Source organism: Streptomyces sp. NBC_01390 (genome assembly GCF_045040105.1).
GTDB lineage: Bacteria > Actinomycetota > Actinomycetes > Streptomycetales > Streptomycetaceae > Streptomyces.
Window position 1 is genome coordinate 9,593,455 of record NZ_CP109551.1, and the last position, 20,245, is coordinate 9,613,699.

The 20,245-nt window shown below is 69.8% G+C and carries 18 protein-coding genes; 7 read left to right on the top strand and 11 right to left on the bottom strand.

Features of this window, described 5'->3' with window-relative positions; genetic code table 11:
- The first annotated feature begins 44 nt into the window (after positions 1 to 44).
- Positions 45 to 1,460 carry an amino acid permease gene (locus OG241_RS43015; protein WP_405823557.1) on the top strand — a complete coding sequence of 472 codons (1,416 nt, stop codon included), beginning with the start codon at positions 45 to 47 and terminating at the stop codon, positions 1,458 to 1,460.
- Positions 1,461 to 1,605: 145 nt separating this feature from the next.
- Positions 1,606 to 2,304 (top strand): DUF4232 domain-containing protein, encoded by a 699-nt coding sequence (locus OG241_RS43020; protein ID WP_405823559.1) that lies wholly within the window; start codon positions 1,606 to 1,608, stop codon positions 2,302 to 2,304.
- Positions 2,305 to 2,326: 22 nt separating this feature from the next.
- Here OG241_RS43020 and OG241_RS43025 read toward each other — a convergent pair whose 3' ends face one another.
- The 4 genes from OG241_RS43025 to OG241_RS43040 all read right to left on the bottom strand — a co-directional run bounded on the left by OG241_RS43025 (position 2,327) and on the right by OG241_RS43040 (position 5,541).
- Positions 2,327 to 2,974 (bottom strand): hypothetical protein, encoded by a 648-nt coding sequence (locus tag OG241_RS43025; RefSeq protein ID WP_405823561.1) that lies wholly within the window; start codon positions 2,972 to 2,974, stop codon positions 2,327 to 2,329.
- Positions 2,975 to 2,994: 20 nt separating this feature from the next.
- Positions 2,995 to 3,141, bottom strand: coding sequence for a hypothetical protein (locus OG241_RS43030; RefSeq protein ID WP_405826743.1), 147 nt, complete (start codon positions 3,139 to 3,141; stop codon positions 2,995 to 2,997).
- A 292-nt stretch (positions 3,142 to 3,433) separates the two neighbouring features.
- Positions 3,434 to 4,351 carry an RNA polymerase sigma-70 factor gene (locus tag OG241_RS43035; RefSeq protein WP_405823563.1) on the bottom strand — a complete coding sequence of 306 codons (918 nt, stop codon included), beginning with the start codon at positions 4,349 to 4,351 and terminating at the stop codon, positions 3,434 to 3,436.
- Positions 4,348 to 5,541, bottom strand: coding sequence for an NAD(P)/FAD-dependent oxidoreductase (locus OG241_RS43040; RefSeq protein WP_405823565.1), 1,194 nt, complete (start codon positions 5,539 to 5,541; stop codon positions 4,348 to 4,350). The genes OG241_RS43035 and OG241_RS43040 overlap by 4 nt, the downstream gene beginning before the upstream one ends.
- A gap of 293 nt (positions 5,542 to 5,834) precedes the next feature.
- Here OG241_RS43040 and OG241_RS43045 point away from each other — a divergent pair, with 293 nt between their 5' ends.
- On the top strand, positions 5,835 to 6,023 hold the full coding sequence (locus OG241_RS43045; RefSeq protein WP_405823566.1) for a hypothetical protein: 189 nt from the start codon (positions 5,835 to 5,837) through the stop codon (positions 6,021 to 6,023).
- Between the two features lie 31 nt (positions 6,024 to 6,054).
- Here OG241_RS43045 and OG241_RS43050 read toward each other — a convergent pair whose 3' ends face one another.
- Both OG241_RS43050 and OG241_RS43055 read right to left on the bottom strand, forming a co-directional pair.
- Positions 6,055 to 6,375, bottom strand: coding sequence for a DUF6191 domain-containing protein (locus tag OG241_RS43050; RefSeq protein WP_405823568.1), 321 nt, complete (start codon positions 6,373 to 6,375; stop codon positions 6,055 to 6,057).
- Between the two features lie 81 nt (positions 6,376 to 6,456).
- Positions 6,457 to 8,568, bottom strand: a complete 2,112-nt coding sequence (locus OG241_RS43055) for an autotransporter (protein ID WP_405826745.1) — start codon at positions 8,566 to 8,568, stop codon at positions 6,457 to 6,459.
- A 279-nt stretch (positions 8,569 to 8,847) separates the two neighbouring features.
- Between OG241_RS43055 and OG241_RS43060 the strand changes: the two genes are divergently transcribed.
- Together OG241_RS43060 and OG241_RS43065 are read left to right on the top strand one after the other, a co-directional pair.
- A complete protein-coding gene (locus tag OG241_RS43060) occupies positions 8,848 to 10,014 on the top strand; it encodes a family 43 glycosylhydrolase (protein WP_405823570.1) in 1,167 nt (388 codons plus the stop codon).
- Positions 10,011 to 11,420 carry an RICIN domain-containing protein gene (locus OG241_RS43065; RefSeq protein ID WP_405823572.1) on the top strand — a complete coding sequence of 470 codons (1,410 nt, stop codon included), beginning with the start codon at positions 10,011 to 10,013 and terminating at the stop codon, positions 11,418 to 11,420. Before OG241_RS43060 ends, OG241_RS43065 begins: the two co-directional genes overlap by 4 nt.
- 10 nt (positions 11,421 to 11,430) lie before the next feature.
- On the opposite strand, the gene OG241_RS43070 is transcribed toward OG241_RS43065, so the two are convergent.
- Complete coding sequence (locus OG241_RS43070) at positions 11,431 to 13,122, bottom strand: rhamnogalacturonan lyase B N-terminal domain-containing protein (protein WP_405823574.1); 1,692 nt, start codon at positions 13,120 to 13,122, stop codon at positions 11,431 to 11,433.
- A gap of 237 nt (positions 13,123 to 13,359) precedes the next feature.
- On the opposite strand from OG241_RS43070, the gene OG241_RS43075 reads away from it, so the two are divergent.
- The gene (locus OG241_RS43075; protein ID WP_405823576.1) at positions 13,360 to 14,409 is read left to right on the top strand and encodes a rhamnogalacturonan acetylesterase; all 1,050 of its coding nucleotides are present in this window, start codon (positions 13,360 to 13,362) and stop codon (positions 14,407 to 14,409) included.
- 98 nt (positions 14,410 to 14,507) lie between these two features.
- Here the strand turns inward: OG241_RS43075 and OG241_RS43080 are convergent, their stop codons facing one another.
- Complete coding sequence (locus OG241_RS43080; protein WP_405823578.1) at positions 14,508 to 15,164, bottom strand: LysE family translocator; 657 nt, start codon at positions 15,162 to 15,164, stop codon at positions 14,508 to 14,510.
- An 84-nt stretch (positions 15,165 to 15,248) separates the two neighbouring features.
- Positions 15,249 to 16,655 (bottom strand): hypothetical protein, encoded by a 1,407-nt coding sequence (locus OG241_RS43085; protein ID WP_405823580.1) that lies wholly within the window; start codon positions 16,653 to 16,655, stop codon positions 15,249 to 15,251.
- A gap of 328 nt (positions 16,656 to 16,983) precedes the next feature.
- Between OG241_RS43085 and OG241_RS43090 the strand changes: the two genes are divergently transcribed.
- A complete protein-coding gene (locus OG241_RS43090) occupies positions 16,984 to 17,820 on the top strand; it encodes an isocitrate lyase/phosphoenolpyruvate mutase family protein (protein WP_405823582.1) in 837 nt (278 codons plus the stop codon).
- Here the strand turns inward: OG241_RS43090 and OG241_RS43095 are convergent.
- Both OG241_RS43095 and OG241_RS43100 read right to left on the bottom strand, forming a co-directional pair.
- Entirely contained in the window at positions 17,792 to 18,613 is an 822-nt protein-coding gene (locus OG241_RS43095) for an alpha/beta fold hydrolase (RefSeq protein ID WP_405823584.1), read from the bottom strand. The genes OG241_RS43090 and OG241_RS43095 overlap by 29 nt on opposite strands.
- A gap of 158 nt (positions 18,614 to 18,771) precedes the next feature.
- Positions 18,772 to 20,097 (bottom strand): jacalin-like lectin, encoded by a 1,326-nt coding sequence (locus OG241_RS43100; protein WP_405823585.1) that lies wholly within the window; start codon positions 20,095 to 20,097, stop codon positions 18,772 to 18,774.
- Positions 20,098 to 20,245 lie beyond the last annotated feature (148 nt).

Below are 20,245 nucleotides of genomic sequence, written 5' to 3' on the forward strand. Positions count from 1 at the left end.
CCGTCTTTCCCCCTCCCCGTCCCTCCCCGCTGACCGGAAGTGTCATGACCGCTCCCAGCACCACCGACGCCGACGAGCCCGAGCTGACCTCGACCGGCACGTCCGCGCCCGCCGAGACGCCGACCCGCCGCCGCACCTTCGGCCTGGCCGCCGCCACCGCGCTCGTCATGGGCAACATCATCGGCGGCGGCATCTTCGTCCTGCCCGCCACGGTCGCCCCGTACGGCTCGGTCAGCCTGCTCGCCTTCCTGGTCCTGTCGATAGGCGCGGTGCTGCTCGCCCTTCTCTTCGGCAAGCTGGCCCGCCGCAGCCCGGTCACCGGCGGCCTGTACGTGTACCCGCGCGACGCGTTCGGCCCCTTCGCCGGCTTTCTGTCGGCCTGGTCGTACTGGACGATGACCTGGGTCAGCATCGCCGCCCTGGCGGTCGCGGTGGTCGGCTACGTCGACGTACTGATCCCCCTGCACGACAGCCACGCCCTGGGGGCGCTGGTCGCGATTCTGGCCCTCTGGCTGCCGGCCGCCGCGAACTTCGCCGGCACCCGGTGGGTCGGGGGCGTACAGATCGTGTCGACGATCCTCAAGTTCGTGCCGCTCCTGCTGGTCGCGACCATCGGCCTGTTCTTCGTCGACACGGACAACTTCGGCGCCTTCAACGCATCGGGCGACAGCGTGCCCGGGGCCCTGGCGGCCTCCGCCGCACTCCTTCTCTACAGCTTCCTGGGCGTCGAGTCGGCGGCGGTCAGCGCGGGCGAGGTGGAGAACCCCGAGCGCAACGTGGGACGTGCGAGCGTCCTGGGCACGCTCGGCTCGGCCCTCGTCTACATCCTCGGTACGGTCGCCGTCTTCGGCCTGGTCCCGCACGACAAGCTGGTGAACTCCGGCGCCCCCTTCGCCGACGCCGTGAACGTGATCACCGGCGGCAGCTGGGGCGGTACGGCGATCGCGCTGGTGGCCGTGGCATCGATCGTCGGCTGCCTGAACGGCTGGATTCTCCTGGCCGCCCAGATGCCGTACGCGGCGGCCCGTGACGGTCTCTTCCCGGCCCCGTTCGCGAAGGTCGGCAAGGGCGGGGTGCCCGGCTTCGGCGTCTGGGCGTGCGCGATCCTCGGCACCGTCCTCATCGCCTTCAACTACACGGCGGGCCCGGACACCACGTTCCGCGTCCTGGTCCTGATCACGACGTTCACGGGCTGCGTCCCGTACCTCCTCTCGGCGGCGGCCCAGCTGTACTGGCTGGCCAGAGGCACCCGCGACCGCGTCCGCCCGGCCGGCCTGGTCCGCGACCTGATCGTCGCCGCCCTGTCCTTCGCGTTCTCCTTCTGGCTGATCGCGGGCGCGGGCTACGCGGCGGTGTACCAGGGGGTGCTGTTCCTGTTCGCGGGCATTCCGGTGTACGTGTGGATGCGGGGGCGGCAGGTGACGCAGGACGTCGAGGAACTTACCGACACCACCGCGTAGGCGACCGCAGCTGCAACCTTGGTGGTAGTCCGACGACCACTCTGGTTGCAGTGCGCTTCAACCCCTCGGTTGACGAGATGGAACGGTGCTTGCGGCTAGTTTCCGGCTGAGCACCGAACCACATGACTGCACACGGGGGATCACCATGCGCACCACGTACAACAGCTGGAAGGCCTGTGTCATGGGAGCCGCGGCTCTCACCACGCTCCTCTCCATGACGGCCTGCGACTCGGCCGGCACGAACAACGGCGCGGGCACCACCCCGTCCGTCCCGGCCGCCCCGTCCACTCTGTCCGCCTCACCGAGCACGACCGCCTCCACGCGGCCCAGCACCACCGGCGGCGACGCGGCCACCATCAGCACGTCCACCACTGCCACTGCCGCCGTCACAGCCACAGCCACCTGCACCGAAGCGAACATCTCGATCGCCACGACGCTCTACGCACATGACTCGGCCAGGCACCTCCTCCTCACGGCCACCAACACCGGCGGCAAGAAGTGTGCTCTCTACCGGTACCCGGTCGTCCGCTTCGACGAAGGCGGGGTGGATCAGGTGGGCCCGATGGAGTCCGAGATGAAGACAGTCATGATCGGGCCCGGCGAGAAGGCGTACGCGGGCATGCTCCTCTTCCGGGAGGGAGTGCCGACCGAGGCGGTGGAGAGGGTGACTGTGAGCCTCCAGGGCCGCGTCTCCAACGCCGACCCGGACAGCGCGCCGATCAAGGCCCCGCTGCCGGCCGAGGCCACCTTCCTGAACATCGACGACAACCCCTTGGTCACGTACTGGAACGCCAGCCGGCAGAAGGCCGAGAAGTACATGTTCGGGGCCGCCGGCGGCAACTGACCAGGCCTGCTGGGCCGCATGATCACCGTTGTCGGGCGGGGGTCGTGAGCGTCACGGTGGGATCGTCGGTGAACGGTTCCTCCTGCACCTTGCGGCGCGGTTTGCGCATGTGCAGGGTGTCGAACGCCCCCGCCTCGTGGTAGGTGAGCGTGACGGTCGGACTCTCGGTGTGCCTCGCCCAGTCCAGTCTGGGGTCCCGCCCGGGGGTCCGCCCGATGTGGCGAGGAAGCGTCAACTGCATCGTCACGGACCTTGGTTGGGGGATGTGCGGGGGATAGGCCGGACGCGGTATCGCCACGCCGTGTTCGTCCGGTGCCGGGGCGAGCTGTTCGCCGCCGCTGGTGACCACGACCGTGACGTCGACGATGATCAGCAGCAGCCCGGGGATCCTCGCGAGCGCGAGGTTCTGGTCCATGAACCACCGGGCGGCGAGCGCGGCCACGGGGGTCTCCAGCAGGAGCAGGACGCTCATCGTCGTCGCCGACGTTCTCCCGAGGACGAAGTTCAGTGAGCCGAGTCCCAGGATCTGCGGGAGGAGCAGCAGTCCGAGCAGCGACAGTTGGGTGGACCGGTCGAAGCCGGTCAGCGGGATGTCGGCCAGCCGGCAGACGGCGAGGAGTTCCATGCCGCAGACCAGCGAGGTGAACGTCGAGTAGAGCGGTGCACTCACGTCCGCGCGCGACTTCTCGCTCAGGGCCGTGTATCCGGCCTGGCGACGGCCCCGACCAGAGCGAGCAGGTCGCCGAGGAGCGCCGTCAGGGCGGCCGGGCCGCCGTCGGCGAAGCGGACCCGCCAGGTGCGCACGGTGTCCAGGTGCGCTCCCGTTTCGCGGGCGATCGCTGCGTTGCCCCGCCCCCCGGGCGGCCTGCAGCACGATCTGCGCCCGCAGGCGGTCCTGGTGCGGGGTCCTGTGGCCGTAGGCCGCTTTCTTCAGCCGGTGCCGTTCGGCGGTAGTCAGGACGATCGGGCGCGCGATGGCTACGGGCAAGGCAGGCAGGCCGATCAGCAGAAGTGGATCACGACGGCCACAGCCTGCCGCATCCGCTTCCACCTGGGCCCGGGTCGTGCTGGGGCGGCGGGCCCGGGCGCTCAGGAGGATTCCGGCGGGCGTCGGCAACGATGGGGCGGCTCAGGTGAGTTCGTGCCGAGTGCCGTCGGCGACGGCGTGGAGCTTGTCGGGGTTGGCCACGTTGTGGATGGTCGAGATGCGGCCTTCGGGGTCGAAGTCGAAGGTCAGCGTGGCGGCCACGCGGTCCGGGCCGCGGAAGACCACGCCCGGGCCGCCGTTGATCCAGGTGAGCTCTGCCCGCATCTGCCCGGGCTCGATGCCCTGGTAGGTCACGGTGCCGAGCGCGGCGAACCAACGGGCCACGGTCTCCAGGCCGACGACCGGCTTGAGGGCCTGGCGGACCTTGCCGCCGCCATCGGTCCACAGCGTCACGTCCGGGGAGAGCAGCTCCATGAGGGTGTTGATGTCGCCGCCCGCCGTCGCCGCGAAGAAGCGCTCGGTGACGTCGCGTTGGCGGGCGCGGTCCGCGGCGAAACGGGGCCGGCGTGCCTGGACGTGCTCGCGGGCCCGGTGCGCGGCCTGCCGGACCGCCGCCTCCGAGCGTTCCACCGCCTCCGCGATCTCCGCATAGCTGAAGGCGAAGACCTCCTTCAGCACGAAGACCGCGCGCTCCAGAGGGCTCAGCGTCTCCAGAACGACGAGCAGTGCCATGGAGACCGAGTCCGCCGTGGCGACGCCGTCGGCGGTGCCCGGGCCGGTGAGGATCGGCTCGGGCAGCCATGGCCCGACGTAGGTCTCGCGCTGGTGGCGCGTCGAACGAAGGCGCTCCATCGCCAGGTTGGAGACGATCCGGGTCAGGTAGGCCTTGGGGTCGGCGACCTGGGAACGGTCGGCAGCCGACCACTTGAGCCAGGCGTCCTGGACCAGGTCCTCGGCGTCGGCGGCGGTGCCGAGGATGCGGTAGGCGACGGAGAAGAGCAGGGTGCGGTACTGCTGGAAGGCGAGCTGGTCGGGGCCGGCCTGCTGCGGCTGGGTCACTTGGCGCTCCGAATCCGGGTGTAGCGGCCGCCGTGCGGCCAGAACGCGCCCGAGGCGGGCATCTTCTTCATGCGGGCGAATGTCGGCCACGGCGCGGCGGTGACCGTCTCCTTGTACTTCGCGGCCCGCTTGCCGGTCAGCACGATCCGGCGCGGGCTGTCGTCGGGGTGGGTGAACTGCACGACGGCGTCGTTCCGGCCCAGACTGACGGGGGTGTGGTAGTAGCCGAAGCGGAAGGGCTTGGGCTCCTTGCCGGCCAGCACCCGCAGGATCGAGAGGGCCGCGTGCACGCCGGTGGGCATGCCGCCCTGGCAGGTCCCGTGCATTACGCCGTAACCCTGGCGGATCGCCGCCGCGTCGCCCACGGCGTAGACGTCCCGGTGGGAGACCGAGCGCAGTGCGCTGTCGGTGACCACACGGCCGCGCTCGTCGACGGTCAGGCCCGCGGTGGCAGCCAGCGGCGAGACACGGGTGCCGCTGGTCCACAGCACCGCGTCCGCCGGGATGCTGGAGCCGTCCGCGAGCTCGACACTGTCCGGCAGCACCTTGGCCACCTCGACGCCGCTGCGCACCCGCACGCCGAGCCGGGCGAGCGCCGCGTCCAGGTAGGCCTTGGCCTTCGGGTGCATGCTCGTACCCGGCTCCTGCCGGCCCAGCAGCACCACCTCGAGCTCCGGGTGCCGCTCGGCGATCTCCGCGGCGGCCTCGACGCCGGTGAGGCCGCCGCCGCCGACCACGACGGTTCCGCCGTCGAGCCGGGTCAACCGGTCGGCGAGGAGGACGGCGTCCTCCGGGCCGTTGAGGGTGTAGGCGTGGTCGTCCACGCCGGGCACGGCGACGGTGTCCGCGATGCTGCCGAGGCCGTAAACCAGGGTGTCGTAGCGCAGGACGCGGTCGTCGTCGATTCGGACGGTCTTGGCTTCGGCGTCCACGGCGGTGACCCAGCCGCGGACGAAGTCGGCGCCGGTCCCGTCCAGTAGCTCCGGGATGTTCATCTCGGCCGTCTCCTGACCGGTGGCGGTCATGTGCAGTCGGAGCCGCTCGGTGAAGGTGTCGTAGGGGTTGACCAGAGTCACTCGCGGATTCCCGGGCTTCCTGGTGCGGGCCGCGAGCTGGATCGCGGCGGAGAGCCCGGCGTAGCCGGCGCCCAGGACCAGGACTTCGTGCTGCTGCGCTGCAGTTGTGTTCATCGCTCTGCTGTCTCTTTTCGTGTCGGTGGTTCCCGCCGTGCGAACGACCACCAGACGCAAGCTGCCCTTCCGTTCGTGACGTGGGGCCGATATGACCCACGTCACATCGCGAAGAGAGGGTGGCCGCGCGCGGCATCAGTACCCCGAGCACCGTGACGCGCAGCATTCGATCACGTTTGACTGACTCTGCCCGAAGGACTTCTGGAGCTGACCACTGAGCGTCAGGACCCGCTCGACGGCCTCCATCCGTGGGGCAAGACGGTCTGGGCAGAGATGGGCTGCGAGGGGAGCCAGTGAAAGGCGGCAAAGCATGGGTCGGCGACCAGGTGTACGACCACGCCGCCGTGAAGAGCGCCGTCGTCACAGATGTCCGGGACGGGACGTACCTGCTCCGCCCCCTCTGCGGCGGCGGTCAGGTGTGGACGGCGCCGAGCGACGAGAACCTGACGGTCAGCGTGGCGCGGCCGGAGCGTCTTGAGTGACGTGGGCGAACGGTGTCGCTCTTCCCGCGCCCTACCGGCCGGCGTGCGGCATCCGGACGATCGCGATGCCGTCCTCCAGGTTCACCGTCGTCCGGTGCGGAGGCGCTCCGTCCTCCTCGTCGTCCCGCAGGATCAGTGCCGACTGGCGCTCTTTCAGCTCGTTCTGCTTTCCGGGCGAGAAGGTCGCGTGGAGTTGCTCGAACCCGGTCGCCGATATCTGGCCCTGGCGGGCGCTGTTCCGCCAGGGGAACACTCCGGCTCGGCCCGCCCGCAGCAGCAGTTGATCCGCGAAGGCCAGGGCGGTCAGCAGGATGACGAGGCCGGGCAAGGTCATGAAGACGGCGAATTCCATGCCCCCGGTATCCGGAGCGGGAGGCGGTCCCGACAGGTTCCGCCCGTCCCGAATCGACCCCGGCCGGCAGAGGCCCCCGAGTCAGCCCTGCGCCGCGTGCCGGCCGGCCCGTCGTCGGCCGTTTCCGCGTCCCCGGACCCTACGAGTAGCCGGAATCATCAGCCCCGCCAGCAGGCCCACCGCCATCGCGTACGGCCAGAAGCCGAGCCCCGAACCGGACGCGGCCAGGCCCGAGTTGGTGCTCGCGCCGGCTGCGGCGACCGAGCCCGGCCCCGCCGCGGATCCCGAGCGCACTCCTGCGGTCACCGCCGGTGACGCGCTCTTCGTGACCGCCTTCAGGACCACGTCGTTGCCGTCGCCGCCCCGGTAGGTGATCCGGTACGTCGCGTCGCCGAGCTTCAGCGCCGTGCCCTCCTTCAGGCCGCTGAACGTACCGGCCGTCTTCGCGCGCCCCGCGTGGTTCAGCACCGGGATCGTGCGGGCGGAGGCAGGAACGGAGGCAGGGGCAGCGGCCGGACCCACAGCCGACAGGTCCAATGCCCCCGCCAGCCGCACCGCTCCGGTGACCTTCAACGGCCGTCCCCGCAGCACCAGTTCGCCCTTCGCGCCCTGCGTGTAGCTCCCCGTCACCGTCAACCCGCCCGCCACCACGCCCTCGTTGGTCACCGAGCCCCGCACCGTGCCCGAGCCGGTGATCGTGGTCCCCACGCGCAGCCCCGCCGAGCCGACGTCCAGCCGGGCGCCCGGCGAGGTCAGCCGAATCGCCTTGCTGCGAGCGAGAGTTGCTCCGCTCCTGAGCGCCAGCGTGCCCTTCGTGACCGTCGTGCTGCCGCTGTACGTCACTCCGCTGCCCGCCAGTGTCGTCGTCGCCGCGCCCGACTGCGTGAACGAGCCGCCACCGCTGATCCGTGACAGCGTCAGCGCCCTGCTTGTGTTCCGCACCACCAGCGAGCCGTTGTTCACGACCTTGTAGAGCGAGCCCTTCGTGTACAGACCGCCGTCGCCGCCCGGCTTCCCGCTGCCCAGCCGCAGTACCGCGCCTTTCTCGACCGCCGTCGACCCGTCGTAGTACTGGACGGCCGCGAACGTGACGTCGTTGCCGCGCGTCCCCCTGATGACGATGTCCCCGGCGCCGGGCGCGGACAGCGTGTCGTGGAACCGGCCGCCGCCTATCGGGGCACCCAGCGTCACCGGGCCGTCGTAGTCGAACGTCAGGAGTGAACGGGACCTGGCCGCGAGCAGGTTGATGTACACCGTCTCCGCCGTACCCGGCATGAAGATCTTGTTGGTCGTGCCGTCGCCCCACTGGACGTTCGCGCCCTTGATGTTGGTGCCGCGCTTGTTGACGTTCTTCTTCGCGGGAGTCCAGTTGAGAGCGGGGGCGCTGAGTGAGGGGTTGGTGTCGCCGCCCTGGTTCGACCAGCTGTACTGGCCCGTCAGGACCACCTTCGAGCCCGGGCGGGACTGGATGTTGATGTCGCTGCCGTACTCGCGCTGGTAGAAGTCCATGCCCATGGTGACCGTCTGGCCGAGCGGGGTGTCGACCGTCCAGGTGCCCTGGTTGAGGACCTTGCGCACCCGGGGGAGCGAGGTCGCGAACTCCGGGCGTCCCGCGTTCACCTGGGTGCCGTTGTCGATCACCCCGGAGAAGGGGTGGACGCCCGAGAGGTCCCAGGTGCCCCAGAGGAAACGGGGTTGTGTCACCAGTCCGGCGCCGCTGATCGTGCCCAGGTTGTACGCGCTCTTCAGTGACAGGCGCAGGGTGCCGTCCACCCGGATGTTGTCCTGGTTCAGCCGGAACGCCGGGGTGTTGTACGGGAAGTGGCCGATCAGGCCCGTCGTACCGCTGTTGCCGTACTGCAGGGTGGCTCCCCGCTCGACCGTCACCGCCGGTGGGTCGGGGTTCGTCACCGTGACGTACGGGTGGTTGCCGCCCGGGATGCTCACCTTCTGCCCCTGCCGGGACCTGGGCAGCGTGAAGTCGCTGTCCCTCGTGAGGATCAGGGTGCCCGTACCGCGCACGGTGAGAGTGCCCTCGCCGCGGAGGACACCGTTGTACGTGGTCGTCCCGGCGGGCACCCTCACCACCGTGTCGCCGGTGAGCGTGACGTCCCGGCCTGCGAGTACGTCGGCGGTGATGTCCCGGCTGGCCGCCGCCGACGCGGGCGGGGCGCCGAGCAGAAGGGCGGCCATGGCGAGGGCCGCGGCGGCCGTCACTGTCCGGTGGGCAGGGCTGGTGATGGGGGAGTGGCTGTGCACGTCACCGGAGACGGAACGGACCTGCGGGTAATAACAGAAAGTTGCTCATCGGTTTTGGTCCCCTCCGACCCGTTGACCTTCCCGTAACACACGCTTACCTTTTCGGCGTTCGGAATGACTGATCTTGTTCGTAATTACGAACGTTTCTCGTGTCACCCCCCACATCCGCACACACGCCAACATCTCGTGCCCCACCCCCGAGAGGCAGTCCGCATGAGCCGCACAGACGAACAGTCCGAAGACTCGGCTTTTTCTGCCCGGAGAACGCTCCTGAAGGGCGCCCTGGCCGCAGGTGCCCTGGTGACCGTTCCCGGAGTCGCACACGCCACCGCCACCGCCACCGCCACCACCGCTCCGGCGGGCGCCCCCTGCCCTGCCGACGGCTACGTCAACCCCCTCGTGCGCAACCGCGCCGACCCCCACATCCACCGCCACACCGACGGCCGTTACTACTTCACGGCCACCGCCCCCGAGTACGACCGCATCATCCTGCGCCGCTCCCGCACCATTCGCGGGATCGCCACCGCCGACGAGTCCGTCATCTGGCGCAAGCACGAGACCGGGCCCATGGGCTCGCACATCTGGGCGCCGGAGATCCACCACATCGACGGCAAGTGGTACGTCTACTTCGCCTCCGCGCCCGCCGAGGCGATCTGGGACATCCGTATCTGGGTCCTGGAGAACGCCCACCGCGACCCCTTCAAGGGCACCTGGGTCGAGCGCGGTCAGTTGAAGACCGCCTGGGAGACCTTCTCCCTCGACGCCACCACCTTCACCCACCGCGGTTCCCGCTATCTCGCCTGGGCGCAGCACGAGCCCGGCATGGACAACAACACCGCCGTCTGGCTCTCGAAGATGGCCGACCCGGTCACGCTGACGGGACCTCAGATCAGGCTCACCACACCGGAGTTCGACTGGGAGCGCATCGGCTACCGGGTCAACGAGGGGCCGTCGTTCATCAAGCGCAACGGCCGGATCTTCATGTCGTACTCGGCGAGCGCCACCGACTACCACTACTGCATGGGCCTGTTGACGATCGACGCCCGCGCCGACCTCATGGACCCGGCCAACTGGACCAAGTCCCCGACGCCCGTGTTCACCAGCAACGACACCACCAAGCAGTTCGGCCCCGGCCACAACTGCTTCACCGTCGCCGAGGACGGCCGTACCGACGTCCTCGTCTACCACGCACGCCAGTACAAGGAGATCGTCGGCGATCCGCTGAACGACCCCAACCGGCACACCCGGGTGCAGAAGCTCGGCTGGCACGCCGACGGCACCCCGGACTTCGGTGTCCCAGTCGCCGACACACAGACAGGCACGCAGACGGAAACACAGTCAGGCACGCAGGTCGGCTCACTTACGGAGAGTGGCTCATGAGACGTGTGTACGCGGTTCTCCTCGCCCTTTGTCTGGCACTGGCCGGCGCCCTCGCGACCGCCGGGCCCGCCCAGGCCGCCGCCGTGACCATCACCAACGGCACCCAGTTCACCGCCACCAACGGCGACCCCGTGCACGCGCACGGCGGCGGGGTCATCAAGGTCGGGTCCTACTACTACTGGTTCGGCGAGCACCGCAACGCCGACAACACCTTCCAGTACGTGGACGCCTACCGCTCCACAGACCTGAAGACCTGGGAGTTCCGCAACCACGTCCTGAGCCAGTCCAGCGCCTCCGAACTCGCGACCGCCAACATCGAGCGGCCGAAGGTCATCTACAACGCGGCCACCGGCAAGTACGTGATGTGGATGCACAAGGAGAACGGCGCCGACTACAGCGAGGCCCGTGCCGCCGTCGCCGTCTCCGACACCGTGGACGGCAACTACACCTGGCAGGGCAGCTTCCAGCCGCTGGGCGTCCACATGTCCCGCGACATCACGGTCTTCGTCGACACCGACGGCACCGGCTACATGATCTCGGCGGCCCGCGAGAACTACGACCTCCAGATCTACCGGCTGACGGCCGACTACACCGGCATCGACAGCCTGGTCGCCGACCCGTGGCACAACGGTCACCGCGAGGCGCCAGCGCTGTTCAAGCGCAACGGCGTCTATTTCATGGTGACTTCGGCGGCCACCGGCTGGAGCCCCAACCAGCAGCAGTACGCCACCGCCACCAGCATCACCGGCCCCTGGACCGCCATGACCAATGTCGGCGACTCGACGACGTACGGCTCGCAGGCCGCGTACGTCCTTCCCGTGCAGGGGAGTTCGGGCACCTCGTACCTGTACATGGGTGACCGCTGGGGCAATTCCTTCGGCGGGACCGTGAACGACTCCCGTTACGTCTGGCTGCCGTTGAGCTTCCCGTCCTCCACCACGATGTCCATGTCCTGGTCGCCGGAGGTCACCCTCGACACGGCCACCGGGACGGTCACGGGCAACAGCGCCACGTACAACACGCTGATCGCCCGGCACTCGTCCAAGTGCGCCGATGTCACCAGCCAGTCGCTGTGGGCGGGCGCCCAGATCAAGCAGTACACCTGCAACGGCGGCAACAACCAGAAGTACTGGTTCAAGTCCGTCGCGGGCGGCTACTACCAACTGATGGTCCGCAACAGCTCGTTGTGCGTCCAGGAGAACACCGGCACGGTCACGCAGGAGAACTGCGGCTCCGCCACCAACCAGCAGTGGTCGCTCACCACCACCGGCTCCTACGTCAACGTCGTCTCCCGCGCGAGCGGCAAGTGCCTCGACGTGAGCGGCGCGTCCACCGCCGACTCGGCCGCCGTCATCACGTACACGTGCGGCAGCGGCACGAACCAGCAGTGGACACGAGGCACCTGAGCTCAGCGTCTCAGACGAGTAGGTCGAGCGCGTCGATCGCCGTCCCGGCACTGAGATAGGAGGTGGTCCCCGAACCGCTCACCACGTTGATCTTCAGCACGTTGTACTGACTTGTGTCCGTGAGCCAGGCGCTCGCCGGCACGTTGTAGGTGAACGTGTTGTTGTTCCCCCGGTAGGACCCGTTGGTCAGGGACCGGGTGTTCGGCTGGGTGGGCGGGGAGGGGATGGCCGACGTCCAGTTGTCGTTGACGACGACCTGTGGGCGGCCGTTGGCGTAGGCCGTCGTCACGCCGATGCGCAGGGTGTGCGCGGCGGCGGCCTGGGCGGCGGTCAGCTTGAAGTAGACCAGCAGACCGCTGTTGACATCCTTCCAGAGGTAGCAGGGGAAGGCGGACGTCTCGGTGCCGCTGCCGATCACCACGTTGCCGGTCCAGGCGGCCGCCCGGACGTCCGACGGATGCGCGTACGTCATCAGGTCGGCGTTCTTGAAGCCGCTCGGCGTGCCGTTCCAGTCGTTGATCCGCCAGATCGCGCTCGCGTTGCTCGGGTCGTTCGTGGAGGGGATCGCGATCGAGTTGAGCGTGGTCGTGCCGCCGGCGGACACCGACACGGAGGTGGTGTGGACGGCGAGTTCGCCCTTGAACACCGTGAGCGTGTACGTGCCCGGAAGGACACCGGCGATGGAGAAGTAGCCGTCGGACGAGCGGGCCGAACCCCAGTACTGCGCCGCCGAGTTGGCGATCCCGACCGTGTACGCGTACGCCATGTTGCGCCCGGTGATCCCGACGCCGGCGACCCGGCCCCGGCCGCCCGCGGCGACGTAACCGGAGATGCCGAGCGAGTCCGCCCACGAGGTGGTGAGCGTCCCCGGGAACAGCGACGAGGAGGGCGCGCCGCCGTCCGTGAGGGCGATGACGTACGGGCCCTGGAGGCCGAAGCGCTGGTCCTCGGTCTGGTTCTGGCCGTAGTACAGGATCTCGTAGAGGCCGCCGCCGTCGGCGCTCTGGTGGCGCAGGAGGGAGCGGTAGAAGGGGCCGCCGGACGCCTTCTCGTGGTTGCTCCGCACCACGTACAGACCGACGCTTCCGGTCTTCCAGCCGACGTAGTCGTAGTCCATGACCCGCAGCTTCGAGTAGTGCTTCGAGCGGGTCTGGCCGTCGGACTTCGCGAAGACGTCCGAGGCCTCGATGGTGCTGTTCGTGTACGTGTACGAGTCGGGCTCGTCGTTGAGGAACAGGCCCGCCTTGACCCGCAGGATGAAGCGGGTCGCCGAGACCGACGTGTCGGCCTTGTTGGTCCACACGTAGACGTTGTTCTCGCCGCTGCGGGCCGCGTAGTAGTGCTTCAGCGTGCCGTACGTGACGCTGACCAGGATCGTCGAACCGGACTGCTGGATCGTCACCGTGGAGGAGCCGAGGCCGGACTCGATGTGCGAGTTCATGCCGCCGTAGCCCTGGTACTCCGTGCCCCGGTAGACCAGCGAGGACAGGTCGCCGTTGGACTTGCGGACCTTGAAGACGAGGTTGGCGCCGGTGTCGATGACGTAGTTCGTGCCGTCGTCGGTGTAGCCGAAGGTCGCCGCCTGCGCGGTACCGGGGAGGGCGAGTCCGGCGGCGGTGGCCGTGGCGCCCAGGACGAGCGCACGGCGGCCGAGGTGGAACTGGGACTGCGGGTGTCTGTCGTTGGTGTTCGCTGCGGACATGTGGGGGTGCCTCCTTCGGAGGTCTGCGGGTGAGGTGTGGGGGGTGAAGGGGGGTGCGGCGGTGTGCGCCGATGTTCGGCAGCGTGACAGTTGAATCGTTTTCGCGAAAGGGCTTTCGTTGTAAGGAAGTTGGCAGTTGTGTGAAATCGTGCAGGACTCTAGAAAGCGCTTGCCGGAACGGGTACCGTCCTGCCGCTGGGCCTTGTCGAGCGTCGGAGGACTGCTGTGGGAACCGCGATGAGACGTTTCAACCGAGCCGTGCTGGCAGCCGTGACGCTGAGCACCGCCACCACCCTGGCCGCCGTACCCGCCACGGCCCATGAACGGCCCTCGCGCGCCCTGGGGTTGGCGAACTGCACAGCCACCGCCTGCCACTTCGACATCGCGCCCGGCACCTACGACGTACGGGTGTTGCTCGGTGGCGAGACCGCCGCCAGTACCGCCGTCACCGGCGAGACCCGGCGCGCCCTCCTCCCGGAGACCGCCACGGCGGCCGGCGAGCACGTGGCCCGCAGCTTCACCGTCAACGTCCGTACGCCCGAGGGCGAACCGACCGGCCCCGAGGGCACCCCGGGCCTCGACCTGGTGCTCGGCGGCTCGGCGCCGGCCCTGGCGGACATCCGGGTGACCCCCGCCGCCCGCCACACCCGGCAGATCTTCCTGGTCGGCGACTCGACCGTCTGCGACCAGCCCGCAGACCCGTACACCGGCTGGGGCCAGCGGCTCCCGCAGTACCTCCGCAAGGGTCTGTCCGTCGCCAACTACGCGGATTCCGGGGAGAGTACGGTCACCTACCTCGCCAACCCCGCGCTCTTCCCGACGGTCCAGCCGCTGATCCGTCCCGGCGACCTCGTCCTCGTCCAGCTCGCGCACAACGACAAGCAGACGGACGAGCCGACGTACCGCGCGAACCTGGAGACCCTCGTCGCGGGTATTCGCGAGCGAGGAGGGAAACCGGTCCTGGTGACTCCGATCGTGCGCCGCTGGTTCAACTCCGACGGCACCCTGAACAACGGCACCGCCCTGCTGGTCAACGGCCTCGGCGTCGACCACCCGGCGGTGATCCGCGCGGTCGCGGCGGCACAGGACGTACCGCTGATCGACCTCACGGCGAAGACGAAGACGCTGGTGGAGTCCCTCGGCGTCGAGGGCTCCAAGGCGCTGTACCTCTACAACGAGAAGCGCGACAACACGCACACGTCCGTCCAAGGGGCCACGGCCTACGCCGAGTTGGTGCGCGACGAACTGGTGGCGCAGCGGCTCGTTCCCCGGGGCGAGGTGCGGTAGAGACCCCTGGGCCGATGGTCCGGCACAAGCCCCTGGAGCGTCCCGACCGGAACCGGGGCGCTCCAGGTTGAACGGCGGCTCGCCCCGGCCGCTCCCGGCTACTTCGGTGCCGCGACCAGCCGTACGGCGAGGCCGGTGAAGACTGTGCCGCTGAAGATGTTGAGGCCGCGGGCGACACGGCGGCTGCCGCGCAGCGCCGACGAGAGGCGGCCGGAGAGCAGACCGACCGAGGCGTCGATGGTGAAGCCCATCATGACCAGCGTCAGTCCCAGCAGCAGGAGCTGCCAACTCACGTGCCCCAGGGCCGGGTTCACGAACTGCGGCAGGAACGCCACGTTGAACAGGATCATTTTCGGGTTGAGGAGATTGGTGACGGCGCCCTGCCAGAAAGCGCGCCGACGGCCCGGACCGGGGCTTCTGGCCGCCCCGGTCCCGCCCGCCGCCCCGTCCGCCTCGGTTGCCAGCGGCGAGCGGTCGCGGAACGCCTTGACCGCCAGGTGGAGGAGATAGGCGGCGCCGAGCCAGCGCAGTACGTGGTACAGCACCGGCAGTGTCGTGAAGAGCGCGGACAGGCCGAGCGCCGCCGACACCGCGTGCACCAGCGCACCGGCCGCAACTCCCAGCGCGGCCAGGAAGCCGGTGAACGGGCCGCCGCGTCCGCCCATGGCCACGATGAACATCATGTCGGGCCCCGGAGCGACACACAGGGCGAAGGCGGCGGCGAGGAAGGCCGCGTAGAGAGAGGTGTCCACCATGGTGGTCATGCTCTGCGGTACACGGCGAAGCGTCGATCGAATTTCGCGGGCCGAGACGCACGAGGCGCTGCCGGTGCCGCCGGTTCAGGGTGCCAGCCGGGCGATCCGCAGCGTCGCGGTCGTCGGGGACGCCCCGTTCAGCGGGGTCGCGTACGACGGGGTCACCGGTGCGTACGCCCAGGTCAGGGAGCCGTCCTTGAGCGCCGCTATGTCGCCGGTGATGTGCGCCTGCACGACCTTGTCCGGCGTCTTGAACGCGCCGTTCCAGTCGATCAGCCGCAGATGCGTGCCCGTGAACGTGCCGGTGCAGGTGCCGCTGGCGCACTTGGCGTTCTTCAGGGACTCCCAGGACACCAGCAGCCGGTCCTTGCCGTACGGGGCGACGCGGACGTTCACGTGTTCCGTTCCCGGCGCGTTCGTCAGGTAAATGGCCTTGCCTGCGGGCGAGTTGCGGTTCTTGAGGAACGACACCGCCACCTGGTGCGTGCTCCACCTGGGCTTCACCGTCCAGCCCCGGCCACTGGAGTCGTCCGGGTTCTTCGCGGCGGAGGCCGACCCGCGCGAGCCGTAGGCGGTGGCGTAACGGCCTGTCGACGACTTCACCAGGTCACCGGTGCGGCCGGCGTACGTGCCGCCGCAGTAGCCCGCCCAGCACTGCTCGCGCTGCACGGCCGGCGCGTTGTCGGGGGCGCCGATGCCCGTCGACACGAACAGGCTCGAACGCCAGTCGTCGAAGCAGAGGGAGGTGAAGGCGCCGGTGGGCTCGGCGTGCAGGGCGATGCCCTCGTTGTGCGAGCAGCCCCAGCCCCAACCGCCGCTGAGCTTGGCGCCCTTGGCGCTCAGATACGACAGCTTGTCGCCGAAGTGGCCGTCCGCGAAGCCGCCCGCGCCGTGGACGACGAAGTAGGCGCCGTACTTGGTGCCGTTCCAGGTGAGCTGGCCGTCCAGCGTCGGGGACGTGTCGTTGGACGCGGTACCGGTCAGCTTGGTGCGCCAGGCCTCCTTGCCCTGCGAGAAACGGACCAGCGCCGCCGCTGTCTCCTTCCACTTGTTGGTGTCGGCGACCCGGGTGAGCAGCGCGAAGCCGTCGCTGTGCGCGACCAGTCCACCGACCTCCTTGGCCCCCTTGACGATCGCGTCACCGCCCGCGCGCTTCCCGGCCGAGGTCAGCGGCGTCACGTGCACACCGTCCGACGCCGGCCAGGCGACCCGCAGGGTGCCGTTGGGCGCGACCGCTGTCGCCGTCCGCGTCCACTCCCGCATGTTGTTGTAACCGGCGGACAGATAGGAAAACTTGGCCGGCAGCGTCACGGAGGTGTTCGTGACGGCGAGGGTGGGCGCGGCGGGCGTCGCCGTGGTGGTCGCCGCCCCGGCGGTCGCGTACCAGGCGCCGGCGAGCAGCCCGACCGCCGCGAGCCCGCCGATCAGGGGCTTGCGGGCCGCGTGGGTGCGACGGTGGGCGGAGGTGCGGGGGAGTGGTGCTGAGGTCATACCTGTCTGTTGCCGGGGGGTGGGGAAAGGTTGCCGCGGGAGCGGATCGGGGCCGGCCCGGGGGCGGTGGGAGGGGGTGCCGGATCAGGCCGGGACTGGTCTCAGGGCCGGGAGGCGGGATCGGGCCGGTTGGCCGGGGTTGCCGGGTCGGACCGAGGTCGGGAATGGTCTGAGGGCGGGGCGCCGGATCGGGCCGGTTGGCCGGAAGGTCGAGATGCCGGACCGGGACGGGGCCGGCCGGAGGGCCGGGGTGCTGGGACGGGCCGGTCGGCCGGGATGCCGAGACGGTTCGGCGAGCGCCGAACGATCACGCCCCTACGGTGACCGTATGACCGCGCCCGTGTCCGCCTTCGCCGCCCTCCACCACCGTGCCGAGCCGCTCCTTCTCCCCAACGCCTGGGACCACGCCTCGGCCGTGCTCCTCGCCGCACAGGGCTTCGCGGCGATCGGCACCACGAGTCTCGGTGTCGCCGCGGCCGTCGGGTTGCCCGACGGTGCGGCGGCGACCCGCGACCACACCCTCCAACTCGCCCTGAACCTCGGCACGGAGGACTTTCTCCTGTCCGTCGACGCCGAGGGTGGATTCAGCGAAGACCCGGCCGAGGTGGGGGAGTTCGCACGGGAGCTGTTGGTGGTCGGCGCCGTCGGCATCAACCTGGAGGACGGTCTCGTCCCCGTCGCCCCGCACGCCGAGAAGATCGCCGCCGTCAAAGCCGCAGCCCCGGGCCTCTTCGTGAACGCCCGCACGGACGCGTACTGGCTCGGCGACCCCGGGTCCCCCACCCTGGCCCGGGACACCCTGGCTCGCCTCGACGCCTACCAACAGGCGGGCGCCGACGGGGTGTTCGTGCCCGGCCTGACCGACCCGGACGGGATCGCCGCGCTGGTGAAACGCCTCGACGTGCCGCTCAACATCCTCTACTCGCCCACCGGACCCACGGTCGCCCAACTCGGCGACCTCGGCGTACGCCGCATCAGCCTCGGTTCACTCCTCTACCGGCGGGCACTCGGCGCGGCCGTGGAGGCGCTCGGCGACATCCGGGCGGGGCGGGTACCCCGGGGTGAGGCACCCTCGTACGACGACGTGGTGGGGCTCGGTCACCAGCGCCACGGCTCCAACGCGGCGCCGGTCCGGATCAGCCGACCGGGACCAACGTCTCCTTGAGCCGCGCCGCGAACTCCTCCGGGTGGGTGAGCAGCCCGAGATGCCCTCCGGGGAACTGGCGGGTGGCGCTGCCTGTGCTGCGGGCGAGGAACATGGCGGTGCGATGCAGGAGTTGACCGGCCGAGTCGACGCCCACGGCGAGGGTGAGACGAGGCGAGGGCGCGCGAAGGGCGGCGAGATCAGGGGCGTAGGAGGTGAACGGGACCAGGACACGAGTAAGGGCGATGCCCAGGGGGGTCGCGAACTCGTCGGTGGGGGAGGGCGGTTGGTCCGCCGTGTCCGCCACCGTGGTCTGTTCCTGCTCCTGCTCCTGCTCGGTGAGAGCCCGTTCCTCCAGGCCCGCCGTCATTCGGGCCGAGGCGGCCTTCGGGCCCTGGGCGCGATAGGTCTCGCGCACCTCGGTGAACATCGCCCGCTGCCGCTCGGCGTCCGGGAGGACCGCCACGACCGGTGGCTCGTGCGCGACCACGTGGTGCAGCCGGCCCGGGTGCCGGGACGCCAGGTCGAGGGCGGCGACGGCCCCCGCGCTGGTGCCGAACACGTACGCGGAGTCACCTTCCGGGAGAACCTCGTCCAGTACCCGGGCCGCGCCGTCGCTCCACCACTCGGCGCGCTGTTCCTCGACAGGCTTGCCGAGTTGGCCGTGGGCGAGGCCGAGGGGGTCGTACGTCACGACGGTGAAGCGTTCGCAGAGGTGGTCGGTGGCCTTGTCGAGGCCCATGGGGTGTCCGGCGCCGCCGGGGATGATGAGGAGGACGGGGCCGGAGCCACGCACGTCGTAGTGATCACTCATTCTTCCGAAGCTACCGGCTGGGAAGGCCGGGCGCGGAATGGTTTTCCGGCCGTCCGGGCCGGTATGCGGACTGGTGTGCTGGCTGGTGTGCGGACGGGCGGACACCGGATGGGTGTCCGCCCGCGCAACAGCGTTACCGGTAGAGGGAGTTGGACCGGTCAGGCGATCGGTGCGTACACCACGCCCAGCTTGTCGATCTCGTCGGCCGAGCGGCCCGTGAAGCCCACGATCTGCCAGCCCGACGGTGCGGTGAACGTCGCCGTGTCCGACGTGGCCGTGCCGGAGGTCAGGGTGCGGGCCTTGTCCGTCGTGAACGCCGCCGAGAAGATCCTTGTCCGGCCGTCCTTCTGACCTTGCGTCAGCTTCACCGAGGTGAGGTGCTCGCCGGACGCCAGGGTGAGGGAGGAGGCGGTGCCGCCCGTGCCGCCGTGGGTCAGGGTCGTGCCGCCGTCGAGCGTCAGGGACACCGCGTCCAGGCGGGAGCTGCCGCGCAGGGTGAGCGTGCGGGGCGAGGGCGTCGCCGGCAGGTCGTCGGCGTCGGTGAACGCCGTGCCGTGCGGGCCACCGATGAAGTCACTCGCGCGCAGCTTCGAGGGCAGCGTCCAGGAGAAGTCGACCGTGTGCGGGAAGTGGTCGGAGAGGTTGCCGCCCGCGGAGTCCAGGAACTTCGCCCACTCGTTGTTGTAGCGGGTCGCGGAGAGGTTCACGAGCTTGCTGCCGCGGTAGAGGACCTTGTCGACGACCTCGCAGTTGTTCGTCGGCGCGGTCGTCGGGCACATCAGTGGCTCGCTGCCCTGGACCGGCGGCGTACCGCCCTTCACCAGCTGGACCCAGGCGTCCGTCAGACCGTTCTCCGACGCGAGCGTACGGATGTTGTCGGGCGTGCGCGTGTACCGGGTGTTCGTGTCACCGGCGACGATCACCGCGTTGCCCGCGGAGTTGGCCTGGATGAAGGCCGACAGCTGCGAGATGTTGGCCCGGCGGGCGGCGTACGCGTCCTCGGTGTCGTCCGCGTTGGGGTGGGCGTTGTAGACGTCCACGTAGACGCCCTCGGCGAGTCGTACCCGGGCCAGCGAGAAACCCTTGGGCGTAAGGCAGTTGGTGCCGGTGCACTTGGCCCACTTGACCCGCTCGAAGTCCTGGAAGGCGTAGTTCGAGAGGGTGTTGAGACCGTCCCCGAAAGGCACTCCGCCACTTGTCGCCGTGCGGTTCGCGTGGTTGTCGTTCGCGTACAGCGCCGCGTGGTAGTTGAAGTCCTCCTGCACGTTGACGATGTCGTACGCGCCCAGACGCGGCGAGATCAGCGGGGTGTTCACCTCGGGATTGCCCGAGCTCAGGACGTCCGGGAGGCCCGCGACGTTGTACGTGAGGACGTTGAAGGTGCCCGAGGCCGGAGCGGCGGCCTGCGCGGCGGGAGCGGTCGTGGCGGCGAGACCGGCGACCGCCAGCGCGCCGGCGACAAGGGTGCCGATGAGTCTTCTCATGGTGGGGGTGTCTCCAGAGGGGGGTAGGTGAACACGGCTCAGGTTCACGGCCAACAGTGTGACGGGCAAGGGCAGTTGGGGGAACAGTGAGTGGAGTGATGATCTGCCGTGTCCGAGTCGCCCGGCGATCACTCCCCGGTTGACCAAG

Bases quoted from the DNA above. Each gene is read 5' to 3' on its own strand.
- OG241_RS43015 (WP_405823557.1), top strand. From the start codon at position 45: ATGACCGCTCCCAGCACCACCGACGCCGACGAGCCCGAGCTGACCTCG.
- OG241_RS43020 (WP_405823559.1), top strand. From the start codon at position 1,606: ATGCGCACCACGTACAACAGCTGGAAGGCCTGTGTCATGGGAGCCGCG.
- OG241_RS43040 (WP_405823565.1), bottom strand. From the start codon at position 5,541: ATGAACACAACTGCAGCGCAGCAGCACGAAGTCCTGGTCCTGGGCGCC.
- OG241_RS43050 (WP_405823568.1), bottom strand. From the start codon at position 6,375: ATGGAATTCGCCGTCTTCATGACCTTGCCCGGCCTCGTCATCCTGCTG.
- OG241_RS43055 (WP_405826745.1), bottom strand. From the start codon at position 8,568: ATGGCCGCCCTTCTGCTCGGCGCCCCGCCCGCGTCGGCGGCGGCCAGC.
- OG241_RS43060 (WP_405823570.1), top strand. From the start codon at position 8,848: ATGAGCCGCACAGACGAACAGTCCGAAGACTCGGCTTTTTCTGCCCGG.
- OG241_RS43065 (WP_405823572.1), top strand. From the start codon at position 10,011: ATGAGACGTGTGTACGCGGTTCTCCTCGCCCTTTGTCTGGCACTGGCC.
- OG241_RS43070 (WP_405823574.1), bottom strand. From the start codon at position 13,122: ATGTCCGCAGCGAACACCAACGACAGACACCCGCAGTCCCAGTTCCAC.
- OG241_RS43075 (WP_405823576.1), top strand. From the start codon at position 13,360: ATGAGACGTTTCAACCGAGCCGTGCTGGCAGCCGTGACGCTGAGCACC.
- OG241_RS43080 (WP_405823578.1), bottom strand. From the start codon at position 15,164: ATGGTGGACACCTCTCTCTACGCGGCCTTCCTCGCCGCCGCCTTCGCC.
- OG241_RS43085 (WP_405823580.1), bottom strand. From the start codon at position 16,655: ATGACCTCAGCACCACTCCCCCGCACCTCCGCCCACCGTCGCACCCAC.
- OG241_RS43090 (WP_405823582.1), top strand. From the start codon at position 16,984: ATGACCGCGCCCGTGTCCGCCTTCGCCGCCCTCCACCACCGTGCCGAG.
- OG241_RS43095 (WP_405823584.1), bottom strand. From the start codon at position 18,613: ATGAGTGATCACTACGACGTGCGTGGCTCCGGCCCCGTCCTCCTCATC.
- OG241_RS43100 (WP_405823585.1), bottom strand. From the start codon at position 20,097: ATGAGAAGACTCATCGGCACCCTTGTCGCCGGCGCGCTGGCGGTCGCC.